The sequence below is a fragment of the Bradyrhizobium sp. 192 genome, assembly GCF_023100965.1.
GTDB lineage: Bacteria > Pseudomonadota > Alphaproteobacteria > Rhizobiales > Xanthobacteraceae > Bradyrhizobium > Bradyrhizobium symbiodeficiens.
This window is the reverse complement of the sequence record NZ_CP064690.1, coordinates 6365055-6379503: the sequence shown is the minus strand read 5'-3', so window position 1 is coordinate 6379503 and position 14449 is coordinate 6365055. Positions and strand designations below refer to the sequence as shown.

Sequence of the window (14449 nt, the reverse complement as noted above, 5' to 3'; positions counted from 1 at the left end):
GTCGGCTCCCGGGAGATCACGGCATAAGCCGTCCAGCCATCGCGCAGGGAAGGCCGAGTGATCGGCGACACCTGTATGCTGCTGTGCGGTCTTTTTTGCGCGTGCCTTTCGCGCAGCGGACCGCGGGTGCCAGCCGGCACCCGGCCTTCCCTGCGCCCTCTTGGATCAGAGGGTGGCGAGACCAGGCAAAGCTCGGGCGAATTGCGCCGCGAGAACGCGAAGGCGTGTCTGTAAGTTGAATGCGCTGAAAGTTGAAAAAGGCGATCCCCGTCATCCTGAGCTGCAAGGACGCCGGCTAAATATTCGGCACGCTCGCCCTTTGGCGCCGATGGACTTGGCCGCCGCAATCCGGTTCAATGGGCCAATCGAGCTTCAGGCGACAACGATGTCGAGATATCTGCTGGTCCTGATGCTGCTGGCCTCGCCGGCGGCGGCGCAAGTCAAGTTGGCGCCGAAGACCGCGGCCGGACATCCCGATCCCTGCGCGCCGATCGGGCGTACCGCGGACGGCAAGCTGGTCTACTCCATGAAATGCGAGAACCTGCCGGCGCCGCCCCCGCCGCCGCAGGCGGAATTGAAGCAAGCACCGCCGCCGGCCGTCGAGCCAGAACCGGAGACGCGGCGGAGCGGCATTTTCGGCTGGTCCTACGACCGCAGGTGATGCGTCCGCGCCACTTGCGCGAAACTGTCGGGAATGCTCTTTGCTTGAAAATGACCCGTGGGGCCACCGGCCCCGATCCAGAGAGATGAGATGAGCAAACTCGTTATCCGTGCCGGCGATTTCACCTTCGATGCCCGCTTCGAGGAGCAAGCGGCACCCAAGACCGTCGCCGCCTTCCGCAAGGCACTGCCGTTCGAAAGCCACATCATCCATGTGCGCTGGAGCGGCGAGGGCGTGTGGATGCCGCTCGGCGATCTCGATTTCGGCGTCGGCTACGAGAACCACACCAGCTATCCCGCGCCGGGCCAGATCATCCTCTATCCCGGCGGCATCAGCGAGACCGAGATCCTGCTGGCCTATGGCGGCGTGCACTTCGCCAGCAAGATGGGCCAGCTCGCCGGCAACCATTTCATCACGCTGACCTCGGGCCTGGAGAATCTGGCGACGCTGGGCAAGAGCGTGCTGTGGAAGGGCGCGCTGCCGATCCGCTTCGAGGAAGTCTGAGTGGCTGACGCACGCTACCCGCGCGATCTCCGCGGTTACGGCCGCAACCCGCCGCATCCCGAGTGGCCCGGCCATGCACGGGTCGCGGTGCAGTTCGTGGTCAATTTCGAGGAAGGCGGCGAGAACAACATCCTGCACGGCGATCGCGCCTCGGAAGCGTTCCTGTCCGACGTGCTCGGCGCGCAGCCCTGGTCCGGCCAGCGCCACGCCAACATCGAATCCATGTTCGAATATGGTTCGCGCGCCGGCTTCTGGCGGTTGTGGCGGATGTTCACCGCGCGCAACTGGCCGACCACCGTGTTCGGTGTCGCCACCGCGCTGAAGCGCAATCCCGAAATCGTCGCCGCCATGAAGGAGGCGGGCTGGGACATCGCCAGCCACAGCCTGAAATGGATCGAGCACAAGGACATGACCGAGGCGCAGGAGCGCGCCGAGATCGCCGAGTCGATCCGCGTCCACACCGAGGCCACCGGATCGCGGCCGCTCGGCTGGTACACCGGGCGCTCCTCGATCAACACCAACCGCCTCCTGATGGAGGAGGGCGGCTTCCTCTATCTCTGCGACTCCTATGCCGACGATCTGCCCTATTGGGTCAAGGGCGCGGGTGGCAAGCAACTCGTCATTCCCTACACGCTTGACGCCAACGACATGCGCTTCATCAACCCGCAAGGCTTTGCCGAGGGCGAGCAGTTCTTCACCTATCTGAAGGACGCCTTCGACGTGCTCTACGCCGAAGGCGAGATCGCGCCGAAGATGATGTCGGTCGGCCTGCACTGCCGTCTCGCCGGCCGGCCCGGCCGCGCCGCGGGCCTGATGCGCTTCCTGGATTACATCGGCAAGCACGAGCGCGTCTGGGTGCCGACGCGGCTGCAGATCGCGCAGCACTGGCACGCCAGGCACGCGCATCTTGCCGCCAACGCATTCGAGATCGGTTGAGGCACGATGTCGCAAATTTCGCTGTCTGACCTCAACGCCGCCGCCAAGGCCGACTTCGTCGCGGTGCTCGCCAATGTCGTCGAATATTCCCCGTGGATCGCCGAGCAGCTCGCCGGCAAGCGGCCGTTCGCCGGCGTCAACCAGCTGCACGCCGCGCTGATGGCGGCGATCCAGAGCGCCGAACCCGACGCGCAACTGGCGCTGCTCCGGGCGCATCCCGATCTCGCCAACAAGACCCAGCGTGCGGCGGGCCTCACCGAGGAATCGACCGAGGAGCAGAACAGCGCCGGCCTCGACCGGCTGTCGGAGGCCGAATACGCCGCATTCGAGCGCGTCAACAACGCCTACCGCGAAAAATTCGGCTTCCCCTATATCGTTTGCGTGCGGCGTCACACCAGGGATTCCGTGCTGCACGATTTCGAGATCCGGTTGCGCAATATCGCCAAGACCGAGACGCGGCGTGCGATCGAGGAGATCGGCCGCATCTCCGCGCTGCGGCTGGATCAGCTCGTCATGGCCGACGACAGGCTGAAGGTGCACGGCCGGCTCTCGACCCATGTGCTGGACAATCAGATTGGCAAACCGGCGCCAGGGATTCCGATTGAGCTCGTTGAGCTCGCAAGCCTCGGTGAGAGCCGTGTGATCGCGCGCGCAGTCACCAACGCCGACGGTCGCACCGATCAGCCGTTGATCGGTGGTCGTCCGCTTCCGATCGGCCGCTACGAGCTCAAATTCAGCGTTGCCAAGTACTACGCCGAGCGCAACGTGCAGCTCACGGACCCGCCATTCCTCGACGAGATCCCGCTGCGCTTCGCCGTCAGCGAGCCGGAGGGGCACTACCACGTGCCGCTATTGGTCACGCCCTGGAGCTATTCGACCTATCGCGGCACCTAGAGCAGATTCTGATCAGGCGCGATCATAACCTGCCGCGGCGAAGAAGTTCAGGCACTCTTGGGCGGTGAAGGCGGCTGTGGTGAGGGCGATAGCATTGTCCAAAGCCTGGATTGATCTGGCGGCGGCCTTTCGCAGGGCGGCTTTGAGCTTTGCGAAGGCCATTTCGATCGGATTGAGGTCGGGCGAATAAGGCGGGAGATAGAGGAGCTGAGCGCCCGCCGCGTCGATTGCGATGGCGATCTCGGTCCGCTTGTGTGCTGCGAGATTGTCCATCACCACGATGTCGCCGGGCTTGAGTGTCGGTACCAGGACTTGCGTCACGTAAGCCTCGAACGCCGGACCATCCATGGGGCCGTCGAGGACCATCGGCGCGGTCATACCGGTCGCTCTAAGCGCGCCGACGAAGGTCGTCGTCTTCCAATGACCATGCGGGATCGTGGCGACACAGCGCTGGCCGTACGGCGAACGGCCGTAGCGCCGCGCCATTTTGGTCGAAGCCCCCGTCTCGTCGATGAACACCAACCGATGGATGCCGATCTCAGGCTGAGACGCCTTCCACGCTGCGCGTTCAGCGGCCACGTCCGGCCGATCCTGCTCGCTGGCGTGCGATGTTTTTTTTGAACGTGATGTTGCGACGATCGAAGAATCGCCAGATCACGCTCGGCACGAAACGCTCGCCGTGGACTTTGAAGAGATGGTCAGCGATCTCGGCCAGCGTCATGTCAGGCGTAACCTTGACCAGGGAGAGGATCTCCGCAGCGTGACCCTCGATCCGAGCTGAACGCCGGTCTCCGCCCTGCGTTCCCGCCTCACAGGCGCCGGTCCTTCGCCACTCGCCAACCAGTTCGATCGCTGTCGAGGGCGCCACGCCGAACCGAACAGCGGCGCCCCGACGGCTCATGCCTTCATCTTCCACAGCCCGAATAATACGAATGCGAAGGTCCGGCGACAGCGGTTTAGCCATGGGGGCTGGCCTCCATCACCAGCCCTCAGGGTGAATCACAATTTGCCTCGCAAGGGAATCCCCTACCGATTCCGACAGGTTGGAAAATGCTCTAGTCCGCGAACTTCGCGTGCAGCGCCGGAAACAGCCGGTCCGGCTTGAACGGCGGCGCGGTGAAGCGGATGCCGGTGGCATTCGCGATCGCGTTGCCGAGCGCGGCCGCGACCGGATTGTACGGACTCTCGCTCATCGACTTCGCCCCTAGCGGCCCGATCGTGTCGGACGTCTCGGCGAAGAACACGTCGGTGCGCGGCACGTCGGCGAAGGAGGGCAGGTGGTAGTCGCGGAATTTCGGGTTGGTGACCCGCCCCTCGGCGTCGATCACCATCTCCTCGTAGAGCGCAGCACCGAGTGCCTGCGCGACGCCGCCTTCGACCTGGCCGCGGCACTGCATGGGATTGGCGACGACGCCAGCGTCCGCGGCGTGGACGCTCCGGAGTATCCTGAGCTCGCCGGTGGCCTTGTTCACGGCGATACGAAAACCCTGGACGTTGAAGCCGACCGAACGCGGCGTGCCCGCGGAGTTGCCGCTGCCTGCGAACGGCTGACCGCGCTCGCGCGCGAGCTTCACCAGCTCCGCAAACGGCATGCGCCGGACGCCGCTGACGACGGCATTGTCCTCGAGCACGCAACTCCCGACGTCACACAGCCACGCGCCGGCGGCGGCCGCCTTCAATTCGGTCGCAAGCTGCACGGCTGCCGCATGCGTCGCCTTGCCGGCGACGAACATGCCCGCGCTGCCATAGGCTCCGGTGTCGTGGCCGCCATGGGCCGTGTCGGACTGGCGCAGGCGGATCCTGTCGACCGTGGTCGCCAGCGTGGTCGCGGCGATCTGCCGGTGCACGGTACTGGTGCCGTTGCCGAATTCAGCGGTGCCGACGGTGAGATCGAAACCTCCGTCGTTGCGAAGCGCGATCGTCGCGTCGGCGAGGTGGCCCGCCGGCGGCACGGTGTCGATCATGGTCAGCGCGACACCGTCGCCGATCAGCCAGTCCGGCGACAGGTCCGGCTGCGGGCCATCAGCCTGCATCGCGCGTTCGACGAGGTCGAGGCACTGGTCGAGCCCGTAGGAGCCGTAGAGCACGTCGTGAAATTCGGACGGCGGCGGCGACAGCATGGGATCGCCGTCCCTGACGATGTTGCGCCGGCGCATCTCGAAGGGGTTGATGCCGAGTTGCTTGCCCAGCTCGTCGATCGCGGCCTCGATCGCGATCAGCGTCTGCGGCAGGCCATAGCCGCGAAACGCGCCCGCCGGCACCGTGTTGGTGTAGACGGCGTAACCGTCGACCCGCTTGTTCGGGCAATTGTAGACGGCGATGGACTCGGACAGCGAATGGAACATCACCGGGCCGGCGTGATTGCCGTAGGCGCCGGTGTTGGAGAGCACGTCGAGCTGGAGCGCGGTGAGTTTGCCGTCGGCATCCGCTCCGGCCTTGATGTGGACCCGCATCGGGTGCCGCGTCGAGGTCGCGATGAATTGCTCCTCACGGGTGAGCTCCAGCTTCACCGGACGTCCCGTCTTGAGCGCAGCGAGCGCCAGGATGTCCTCGACGAACATCTCCTGCTTGCCGCCAAACCCGCCGCCGACACGCTCGCAGAACACGCGGACCTTGTCGGGAGCAAGCTCGAAGATATCCGCCAGCGCGCGCCGGGTCAGGAACGGCACCTGGGTCGAGGTGCGGACATTGAGCACGCCCGCTTCATCGAGCCAGGCGAGGCCGCCATGGGTCTCCAGCGCCGCGTGCTGGACGCGATGACTGTGGAAGGTGCCCTCGTAGGTGACGGCAGACGTTGCGAGCGCCGCAGCGACATTGCCGTACTCGCCATGCGTCTCCGCGGCGAGGTTACGCTGAGCGTCGGCGATGCGGTTCGCGGTGGTGCGGTCGGGATGAATGACGGGCGCACCCGGCGACATCGCCTGCTCCGGATCGATCAGCGCAGGCAGGATCTCATAGTCGACCTCGATCCGCCGGCACGCCTCCTCGGCGGCGGCTTCGCTCTCGGCGACGATTGCGGCAACTCTCTGGCCGATGAAGCGGACGACGTCGTCGAGAACGCGGGTGTCCTCGGGGTCCATCCAGTCCATCTCGTGCCGCGCGGTCGAGATCAGCATCGAAGGTGCGTCTTCATGCGTCAGCACCGCGTGCACGCCGGCAACGCGCAGCGCATCCGTCTTGTCGATCGCGACGATCCTGGCGTGCGCATGAGGCGAACGCACCAGCTTGACGTGAAGCAGGCCATCGATGGCGGTGTCGAAGGTGTAGCGCGCATTGCCGCGCACGATATCGGGGCCTGCGGGTGCCGGCAGGCTGCGGCCGAACGCAGCGCCGGCCTCGACGCTGGCCTCGACATTGGTCTTGCCCAGCAATGCATCCTCGATCGCGCGATAGCCGGTGCAGCGGCAGATATTGCCCTTCAGCGCCGCGCCGAGATCGGTGCGCTGCGCCTGGTTCAGCGAGGCGCAGGTCAGGATCATGCCGGCGGTGCAGAAGCCGCATTGAAAGCCCTGCGCATCGAGGAAGGCCTGCTGCATCGGATGCGTGCCGTGGTCTCCGCCCAGACCTTCGATCGTGGTCACGCTGCGTCCCTCGGCCCGGAACGCCGGGATCAGGCAGCTGTGTACCGGCTCGCCGTCGAGCAGCACGGTGCAGGCGCCGCAGTCGCCGGCGTCGCAGCCTTTCTTCACGCCGAAATGGCCGAGCTCGCGCAGGAACGTGCGCAGGCACTGGCCTGCGCGCGGCTCCTGCGCAAACGGCTTGCCGTTGACCTCGAAACTCATGACGGCATTGCCCCCAAGAGCTCGCGGCGAATTTCCTCGGCGAGCCGCAGCGTCATGTGCTTGCGCCAGAGCGGCTGGCCGTGGATATCGGAGTGGTACAGGTCGTCCGTGATCTGCTGGATGATCGCATCGCGAAGCGCGCCCGCATCGGGCGGCTTGGCGAACGACAATTGGATCGGCCGCACCGTGGAGGCCGTGACCGTCAGAGTCAGCGGGCCATCGGCATCGTGTCTGCCGATCAGAAGGGCCGCCGACCGGCCGACCGGCGCGAGCGAGATTTGGCGGAAGGCCGTGCGGCGTTTCAGCTTGGCAATTGGAATATCGATCTGCCGGAGCAGGTCGCCCGGCGTCAAGCGGTTGCGCTGGTTGCCGGTGACAAACTCAGCGACGGGAATCCGCTGCTCGCCGCCGCCGGCTTTCCAGATGGTGCAGACGCCGTCGAGCGCCGCGGTCAGCGAGATCATCGGTCCCGCCGGCAGCGACATGCAGAGATTGCCGCCGATGGTTGCGGTCTTCCAGATCTTGAAGGACGCAAGGAATGCGCGGCAGCATTGGTTGATCAGCGGCGCGGCGAGCCAATCGGACGGGCAGGCAAGTCCGTCGAGTTGCGCGACCGTGCAAGTGGCGGCGATGGAGAGATGGCTTTGGCTGATCGTCAGCGCCGGCCATTTCAGATCGGTGAGATCGATCAACCGTACGAGGTGCGCTTGTGGTTCCGAGAACAGCCAGGTCCCGCCTGCGAGCCAGGCATCGCCGGCCGTCCAGGCCGGCAATTGTGCCCGTGTTTGCGGATGGGCCACTGTCGTTATGGTATTCAAATCCATGGCTGCGCCAAAGCTTCCGCCGGTGAATCGTGCCGATGAGTCTTGCAGATGAGTCTTGCAAGACCGGAGCCAAGTCGCAACAAACAAGTGGTCGCGCGAAGGTGACCGGGCCGGCCTTTACCCGGCAGGTCTGTCAGCGGATGTAAGGGAGAAGCAGGATCATGAACGATGCAACGCCGATCTGGATCCGGGATCCGCTGGCCATCCTCGCCGATGGCGCCGCGCGCGGGATCGTGGTGAAGGATGGCCGGATCGTCGAGCTGGTGCCGGCCGGCGCCGCGCCTGCGACCGCTGACGCCGCAATGTTCGATGCCAGCGAACACGTCGTGCTGCCGGGCCTGATCAACACCCACCATCACTTCTACCAGACGCTGACGCGAGCGCTGCCGGCGGCGATGGATCGCGAGCTGTTCCCCTGGCTCAAGGCGCTCTATCCGGTGTGGGCGAGGCTGACGCCCGAGGCGCTCGAGCTCGGCGTCACCGTGGCGATGTCCGAATTGCTGCTCTCGGGCTGCACCACCACGACGGACCATCATTACGTCTTCCCTGCGGGCCTCGAGGACGCCGTCGATATCGAGGTCGCCGTGGCGAAGCGTCTCGGCGTGCGGGTGCTGCTCACGCGCGGTTCGATGAATCTGTCGCAGCGCGACGGCGGTCTGCCGCCTGACAGCGTGGTGCAGGACGAGGACACGATCCTTGCCGACAGCGCGCGCGTGGTGGCAAGGCATCATCAGCGCGGTGCGGATGCGATGGTGCAGATCGCGCTGGCGCCGTGCTCGCCGTTCTCGGTGACGACGTCGCTGATGCGCGCCACCGCCGATCTCGCCGGCAAGCTCGACGTGCGCCTGCACACCCATCTCGCCGAGACCGAAGACGAAAACAGATTCTGCCAGCAGATGTACGGCTGTCGTCCGCTCGACTATCTCGAACAATGCGGCTGGCTCGACGCGCGAACCTGGCTCGCCCACGGCATATTTTTCAACGCCGACGAGATGAAGCGGCTCGGTAAGGCGAAGACGAGCATCAGCCATTGCGCGTGCAGCAATCAGCTGCTGGCGTCCGGCTGCTGCCCGGTCTGTGAGATGGAGGAGGCCGGTGTCGGCATCGGGCTTGGTGTCGATGGCTCGGCCTCGAACGACGGCTCGAACCTGATGCAGGAGGTCCGTGCCGCCTTCCTGCTGCAACGGGCGCGCTACGGCGTAGGGAAAGTCAGCCACAAGGATGCGCTGCGCTGGGCCACCAAGGGCTCGGCGGCCTGCGTCGGCCGTCCGGAACTCGGCGAGATCGCGGTCGGCAAGGCTGCGGACCTTGCGCTGTTCAGGCTCGACGAGCTGCGCTTCTCCGGCCATGGCGACCCCTTGGCCGCACTGGTGCTGTGCGGAGCCCATCGGGCCGACCGGGTGATGGTGGCGGGAAGATGGGCCGTGATCGATGGCGCCGTCCCGGGTCTCGACGTGGAGAGCCTCATCCGTCGCCACAGTTCGGCGGCGCAGGCCATGCGGATGGGATGAAAGAGGGGGCGACCACAAGTGCCGGGTGCTTCTGGCCACCCCCTCCGAACCTCCTCCGGGAGGAGCAGGTGATTTGGGTAAAGCAAGAAGCGTGCTACTTGCCGGGCAGCTTGTCGTCGATGCCCTTCACGTAGAAATTCATACCTAGAATCTGGCCGTCGTCGAGGTGATCGCCGCCTTTGCACTCGACCGTCTTGCCGTCCTGCCCAACGATCGGGCACTTGAACGGATGCAGCTTGCCCGCGATGATCGCGGCCTGGGCATCCTCAGCCAATTTTTTCACGTCGTCAGGCATGTTGGTGTAGGGCGCCATCGCGAACATGTGACTGTCGAGGCCGCCCCAGCTGTCCTCCGACTTCCAGGTGCCGGCGAGCTCGGCCTTGACCCGCTCGATGTAATAGGGGCCCCAGGTGTCGAGGATCGAGGTCAGCTGGGTCTTGGGCCCGAACTTGATCATCTCGGAGTCCTGGCCGAAGGCGAGCTTGCCGCGTTCGCTGGCGATCTGCATCGCGGCTGGCGAATCCGTGTGCTGCATGATCACGTCGGCGCCCTGGTCGATCAGGGCCTTGGCGGCGTCGGCCTCCTTGCCCGGGTCGAACCAGGTGTTGGCCCAGATGATCTTGACCTTGATGTTCGGGTTGATGGTTTGCGCCGCCAGCATCGTCGCGTTGATGCCGGAGACGACCTCCGGAATCGGGAACGAGCCGATGTAGCCGAGCACGCCGGACTTCGACATCTTGGCCGCGATCAGGCCCTGAACGTAACGGCCCTGCCACCATTTGGCCGAGTAGGTCGACATGTTCGGATTGCGCTTGTAGCCGGTGGCGTGCTCGAAATGCACGTTCGGATATTTTTTCGCGACCTTCAGCGTTGGATCCATGTAACCGAACGACGTCGTGAAGATCAGCTTGTTGCCGGCGCGGACGAGCTGCTCGATGGAGCGCTCGGCGTCGGGGCCTTCGGGCACGTTCTCCAGATAGGTGGTCTCGATCTGGTCGCCCAGTTCCTTGACCAGCGCCTGGCGTGCGAGATCGTGCTGATAGGTCCAGCCGAGGTCTCCGATCGGGCCCAGATAGATGAAGCCGACCTTGAGCTTGTCGGCGGCGGAGGCTGCACTGACGCTGCCGGCAAGCAAGAGCCCGGTGGCCAGCGCAAGAAATGATTTCCTCATCATCGATCTCCAGACATCAGGGGAAAGTCACGATTCGCAACGCGCGCGCCCCATCGCGCCCGTTGCGGAAATGAAATTCAGCGGTCCGGCACGAACACGGTGCCGAGCGCGGCCGGTGCGGTCGAGCCGCCGCTGCGCGCGCGGGAGAGCAGGACCAGCACGATGACGGTCGCGAGATAAGGCAGCGCCGACATGAATTGCGAGGGAATGCCGATGCCCCAGCCCTGCGCGTGCAACTGCAGGATCGTCACTGCGCCGAAGAGATAGGCGCCGATCACGAGGCGGCCCGGCCGCCAGGACGAGAACACCACCAGCGCCAGCGCGATCCAGCCGCGGCCCGCGGTCATGCCGGGAATGAAGAACGGCGTGTAAGCGAGCGGCAGATAAGCGCCGGCAAGGCCTGCACAGGCACCGCCGAACATCACGGCGAAGGTCCGGATGCGCAGCACGGGATAGCCGAGCGCATGCGCGGAGACGTGATTGTCGCCGCAGGCGCGCAGGATCAATCCCGCCCGCGTGCGGTATAGGAACCACCAGACGCCAATGACGAGGGCAATGGAGACATAGACGAAGCCATCCTCGCCGAACAGCACGCGCCCGACCAGCGGGATGTCGGTAAGGCCGGGAATGGCAAGATGGACTGCCGGCGTGATGCGCTCGCCGACGAAGCCGGCGCCGATCAGTCCGGACAGTCCGACGCCGAGGATGGTCAGCGCGAGACCCGTTGCCACCTGGTTGACGGCGAGCCCGAGCGTCATCAGCGCGAAGATCAGCGACATCATCGTGCCCGCGACGATGCCGAACAGCGCGCCGACGAAGACCGATCCAGTGAGCCAGGCGCCGGCAAAGCCGCAGGCCGCGCCAACGATCATCATGCCCTCGACGCCGAGATTGAGCACGCCGGAGCGCTCGGTCACGAGCTCCCCGGTCGCGGCGATCAGGAGCGGCGTGGACGCGGCGAGCACGGCCAGGACGATGGCTTCAATGAGTTCCACGGGCCACCTGGCGGTTCGGGAAGCTCAGCTTGAAGCGGTAGAGGATCAGGGAATCGCAGGCGAGCACGTAGAACAAAAGAATGCCCTGAAAGACCTTGGTGACATCCAATGGAATCTTCATCGCGATCTGCGCCTGCTCGCCGCCGATAAAGGTCAGTGCAAGGAAAAGGCCTGCAATTAATATTCCAAGCGGGTTCAGCCGGCCGAGGAAGGCGACGATGATCGCAGTAAAACCGTAGCCTGGAGAAATGCCGGGTTGGAGATGCCCGACGGGTCCTGCCACCTCGATGATGCCGGCAAGCCCTGCGAGCGCGCCTGACACCGCGAAGGTCAGGATGATCAGGTGGTTGGCATTGAAGCCGCCGAACCGTGCCGCGCGGGGCGCTGCGCCGACGACGCGGATCTCGAACCCCTTGATGGTGCGCCCGAGCAGGATTGCGGCTGCGGCGACGACAAGAAGCGCGATGATCGAGCCGAGATGCAGCCGGCCGCCCTCGATCAGCAATGGAACGGTCGCCACCGGATCGAACTCGGCCGTGGTCGGGAAATTGAAGCCGTTGGGGTCGCGCCAGGGCCCGCGCACGAGATAGTCGAGGAAGAGGTCGGCGACATAGACCAGCATCAGGCTGGTCAGGATCTCGCTGGCGCCGAACTTCACCTTGCAGATCGCCGGGATCAGCGCATAGAGCGCACCTGCCGCGGCGGCGAGCACCAGCATGGCCGGCAGCACCCAGGCGCCGGCGTCGGTGCCTTGCGTCTTCACCGCGATCCAGCTTCCGGCAACCGCGCCGATCAGGAATTGTCCCTCAGCGCCGATGTTCCAGGCATTGGCGAGATAGCAGAGCGACAGCCCGATCGCGATCATCACCAGCGGCGTCGCCTTGACCGCGATCTCCTGCAGAGAATAGCCATCGGTCAAGGGCGCGATGAAATAGGCATGCAGTGCGAGCAGCGGATTCTTGCCGAGGATCGCGAACAGGATGACCATGGTCACGATGGTGAGGCCGATTGCGATCAGCGGCGAGACCAACGCGATCGCGCCAGAGCGTTCGGCGCGCTTCTCAAGTACCAGCTGCATGCGCGGCCTCCTTCGGCTCGAGGCTGCTGCCGCCCATGAGCAGGCCGAGCTTTTCGCGGCTGGCCTCGCGGGTAGCGAGCGGTACCGACAGCTTGCCGTGGAACATCACGGCGATGCGGTCGGCGATCTCAGCGAGTTCGTCCAGATCTTGGCTGGTCACGAGCACGGCGGCGCCCGCGGTTGCGAGATCGAGCAGCGCCTGGCGAATGACGGCGGCGGCGCCGGCATCGACGCCCCAGGTCGGCTGGCTCACCACCAGCACCGCGGGGTTGCGCAGGATCTCGCGTCCCACGATGAACTTCTGCAGATTGCCGCCGGAGAGGCTGGCAGCCTCGGGATCCCGCTTGGCCTTGCGAACATCAAATGTTTCGGTCGCGCGGTCCACCGTCTTCAGCGTGGCGGCGGTGTCGATGAAGCCGTGATGGACCATGCCGCTGGCCGCGTGCCCGGTGAGCAGAGCGTTCTCCGACAGCCTCATACGCGGCGCGGTGCCGTGGCCGAGCCGCTCTTCGGGAACGAAGGCTGCTCCCAGCTTGCGTCGCTGCGTGATCGAGAGATGGCCGGCGGCAATGCCTTCGATCACCACCGTGCCGGGATCCTTCGAGAGACGCTCGCCGGATAGCGCGGCGAACAATTCGTCCTGCCCGTTGCCCGCGACGCCGGCGATGCCAAGGATCTCGCCGCCCTTCAGCTCGAACGAGATGTGCTCGAGCCGCACGCCATGCGCCTCGGCTGGCACGAGCGAGAGATCGTTGACGACGAGCCGCGGGACGGTGGTCTTCCGGCCGGATGCCGCCTTCACCTCCTTGATCTCGCCGCCGACCATCATGCGGGCCAGCGAAGCGGCGGTCTCGCGCCGGGGATTGCAGGTCTCGACCTTCCTGCCGCCGCGCAGGATCGTGGCGGTGTCGCAGAGCCGCTTCACCTCCTCGAGCTTGTGGCTGATATAGAGGATCGCGCGGCCTTCGGCCTTGAGCCGCTCCAGCACGATGAAAAGCTGATCGGCTTCCTGCGGCGTCAGGACGGCGGTGGGCTCGTCCAGGATCAGGAATTTCGGATCCTGCATCAGCGCGCGGACGATCTCGATGCGCTGGCGCTCGCCGACCGACAATTGCCAGACCTCGCGTCTGGGATCGAGCGGAAGGCCGTATAGCTTCGACACCTGCTCCAGTCGCGCCGACGTGTCCTTGAAGGATTCTTTCCCGTCGAGGCCGAGCGCGACGTTCTCGGCGACGGTGAGATTGTCGAACAGCGAGAAGTGCTGGAACACCATGCCGATGCCGAGGCTGCGTGCTTCGGAAGGACCGGACAGCACGACCGGCTGGCCCTGCCAGCGAATCTCGCCGGCGCTGGGCTGGATCAACCCATAGATCGCCTTGACCAGCGTCGACTTGCCGGCACCGTTCTCGCCGAGCAGCGCATGGATTTCGCTCGGCCGGATATCGATGTCGATGGAATCGTTGGCGAGGAAATCGCCATAGCGTTTGGTGAGTCCGATCGTCCGCAGCAGCGGCGGCTCGCCGGAATTCAGGCCGTCAGGTGTCGAATCCAACATTCGCTGGTGCGCTTGCATGGAGAAATGATCCGATTGTGGGCCAGTTTGCCCCGCGGCGTAAGGTGTGAAAATGCGTCATCCCTTGCTCAACGCTTCGGCAGGCACCGCGCCCGCGTTGGCCGGGACGTAAGACCCTGCTCAAACACTTGGGTGCGGCTCCCGCGGCGCTTGTTGCAGATTGGTGACGGTCCAAGCCAAATCGGAACCTGCTATGCAGACCTGACGTCGCAGTGAGCAGAGTTGCGCCATCGCGATTATGCAACGCGGATCAACGCGACATTGGCTCCTGACCGTCCGTACTCCAAACAGCCGCTCGACATGAAAGAAGAGCGAAATCAAACGGCAATGTCCGGCAATAGCCGGCCTTGCCGGCCGCGTACTTCGCTGCAAGAAAACGACTAAATCTCACGGAGGAACGCCGCTCCTTGCCAAAACAAGCAGCATGCCTTGAAAAAAGTTGAGGCTTCTCCCTCCGGGAGATCGGCGCAAGTCTCGCACCCAAGGGCCGTTCATCGACGTGTCCAACTTGGGGGTATTC

General features: G+C 65.1%; 12 protein-coding genes. 5 read left to right on the top strand and 7 right to left on the bottom strand.

The features are described 5' to 3' along the window. Positions 1-385 precede the first annotated feature (385 nt). The 4 genes from IVB24_RS29905 (at position 386) to uraD (ending at position 2995) form a co-directional block, all read left to right on the top strand. Entirely contained in the window at positions 386-661 is a 276-nt protein-coding gene (locus tag IVB24_RS29905; protein WP_247770126.1) for a hypothetical protein, read from the top strand. A gap of 90 nt (positions 662-751) precedes the next feature. Continuing rightward, positions 752-1165 carry a DUF3830 family protein gene (locus IVB24_RS29900; RefSeq protein WP_036045261.1) on the top strand — a complete coding sequence of 138 codons (414 nt, stop codon included), beginning with the start codon at positions 752-754 and terminating at the stop codon, positions 1163-1165. Further along, the gene (gene puuE / locus IVB24_RS29895) at positions 1166-2101 is read left to right on the top strand and encodes an allantoinase PuuE (RefSeq protein ID WP_247770125.1); all 936 of its coding nucleotides are present in this window, start codon (positions 1166-1168) and stop codon (positions 2099-2101) included. 6 nt (positions 2102-2107) lie between these two features. After that, positions 2108-2995, top strand: coding sequence for a 2-oxo-4-hydroxy-4-carboxy-5-ureidoimidazoline decarboxylase (gene uraD, locus IVB24_RS29890; protein ID WP_247770124.1), 888 nt, complete (start codon positions 2108-2110; stop codon positions 2993-2995). A gap of 12 nt (positions 2996-3007) precedes the next feature. Here the strand turns inward: uraD and IVB24_RS29885 are convergent. The 3 genes from IVB24_RS29885 to IVB24_RS29875 all read right to left on the bottom strand — a co-directional run bounded on the left by IVB24_RS29885 (position 3008) and on the right by IVB24_RS29875 (position 7601). After that, a protein-coding gene (locus IVB24_RS29885; RefSeq protein WP_247769573.1) for an IS630 family transposase occupies positions 3008-3959 on the bottom strand; the annotation gives its coding sequence in 2 pieces (ribosomal slippage) (positions 3008-3620 and positions 3619-3959; 954 coding nt in all). 91 nt (positions 3960-4050) lie between these two features. Continuing rightward, positions 4051-6777, bottom strand: coding sequence for a molybdopterin cofactor-binding domain-containing protein (locus tag IVB24_RS29880; RefSeq protein ID WP_247770123.1), 2727 nt, complete (start codon positions 6775-6777; stop codon positions 4051-4053). Next, the gene (locus tag IVB24_RS29875) at positions 6774-7601 is read right to left on the bottom strand and encodes an FAD binding domain-containing protein (RefSeq protein ID WP_247770122.1); all 828 of its coding nucleotides are present in this window, start codon (positions 7599-7601) and stop codon (positions 6774-6776) included. Before IVB24_RS29875 ends, IVB24_RS29880 begins: the two co-directional genes overlap by 4 nt. A gap of 161 nt (positions 7602-7762) precedes the next feature. Between IVB24_RS29875 and IVB24_RS29870 the strand changes: the two genes are divergently transcribed. Then, positions 7763-9112 carry an 8-oxoguanine deaminase gene (locus IVB24_RS29870; protein ID WP_247770121.1) on the top strand — a complete coding sequence of 450 codons (1350 nt, stop codon included), beginning with the start codon at positions 7763-7765 and terminating at the stop codon, positions 9110-9112. 94 nt (positions 9113-9206) lie between these two features. On the opposite strand, the gene IVB24_RS29865 is transcribed toward IVB24_RS29870, so the two are convergent. The 4 genes from IVB24_RS29865 to IVB24_RS29850 all read right to left on the bottom strand — a co-directional run bounded on the left by IVB24_RS29865 (position 9207) and on the right by IVB24_RS29850 (position 13911). Further along, positions 9207-10283: a BMP family ABC transporter substrate-binding protein gene (locus IVB24_RS29865; RefSeq protein ID WP_247774191.1), complete on the bottom strand. Its 1077-nt coding sequence runs from the start codon at positions 10281-10283 to the stop codon at positions 9207-9209. Positions 10284-10360: 77 nt separating this feature from the next. After that, entirely contained in the window at positions 10361-11278 is a 918-nt protein-coding gene (locus IVB24_RS29860; protein ID WP_094972659.1) for an ABC transporter permease, read from the bottom strand. Next, positions 11265-12356 carry an ABC transporter permease gene (locus IVB24_RS29855; protein ID WP_247770120.1) on the bottom strand — a complete coding sequence of 364 codons (1092 nt, stop codon included), beginning with the start codon at positions 12354-12356 and terminating at the stop codon, positions 11265-11267. The genes IVB24_RS29860 and IVB24_RS29855 overlap by 14 nt, the downstream gene beginning before the upstream one ends. Beyond that, on the bottom strand, positions 12340-13911 hold the full coding sequence (locus tag IVB24_RS29850; RefSeq protein WP_247770119.1) for an ABC transporter ATP-binding protein: 1572 nt from the start codon (positions 13909-13911) through the stop codon (positions 12340-12342). Before IVB24_RS29850 ends, IVB24_RS29855 begins: the two co-directional genes overlap by 17 nt. Positions 13912-14449: the final 538 nt, after the last annotated feature.

What these genes read in the sequence shown, in the direction of transcription:
- IVB24_RS29870 (WP_247770121.1), top strand. Translation starts at nt 7,763, where the DNA reads ATGAACGATGCAACGCCGATCTGGATCCGGGATCCGCTGGCCATCCTC.
- IVB24_RS29855 (WP_247770120.1), bottom strand. Translation starts at nt 12,356, where the DNA reads ATGCAGCTGGTACTTGAGAAGCGCGCCGAACGCTCTGGCGCGATCGCG.
- uraD (WP_247770124.1), top strand. Translation starts at nt 2,108, where the DNA reads ATGTCGCAAATTTCGCTGTCTGACCTCAACGCCGCCGCCAAGGCCGAC.
- IVB24_RS29880 (WP_247770123.1), bottom strand. Translation starts at nt 6,777, where the DNA reads ATGAGTTTCGAGGTCAACGGCAAGCCGTTTGCGCAGGAGCCGCGCGCA.
- IVB24_RS29865 (WP_247774191.1), bottom strand. Translation starts at nt 10,283, where the DNA reads ATGAGGAAATCATTTCTTGCGCTGGCCACCGGGCTCTTGCTTGCCGGC.
- IVB24_RS29900 (WP_036045261.1), top strand. Translation starts at nt 752, where the DNA reads ATGAGCAAACTCGTTATCCGTGCCGGCGATTTCACCTTCGATGCCCGC.
- IVB24_RS29850 (WP_247770119.1), bottom strand. Translation starts at nt 13,911, where the DNA reads ATGTTGGATTCGACACCTGACGGCCTGAATTCCGGCGAGCCGCCGCTG.
- IVB24_RS29905 (WP_247770126.1), top strand. Translation starts at nt 386, where the DNA reads ATGTCGAGATATCTGCTGGTCCTGATGCTGCTGGCCTCGCCGGCGGCG.
- IVB24_RS29875 (WP_247770122.1), bottom strand. Translation starts at nt 7,601, where the DNA reads ATGGATTTGAATACCATAACGACAGTGGCCCATCCGCAAACACGGGCA.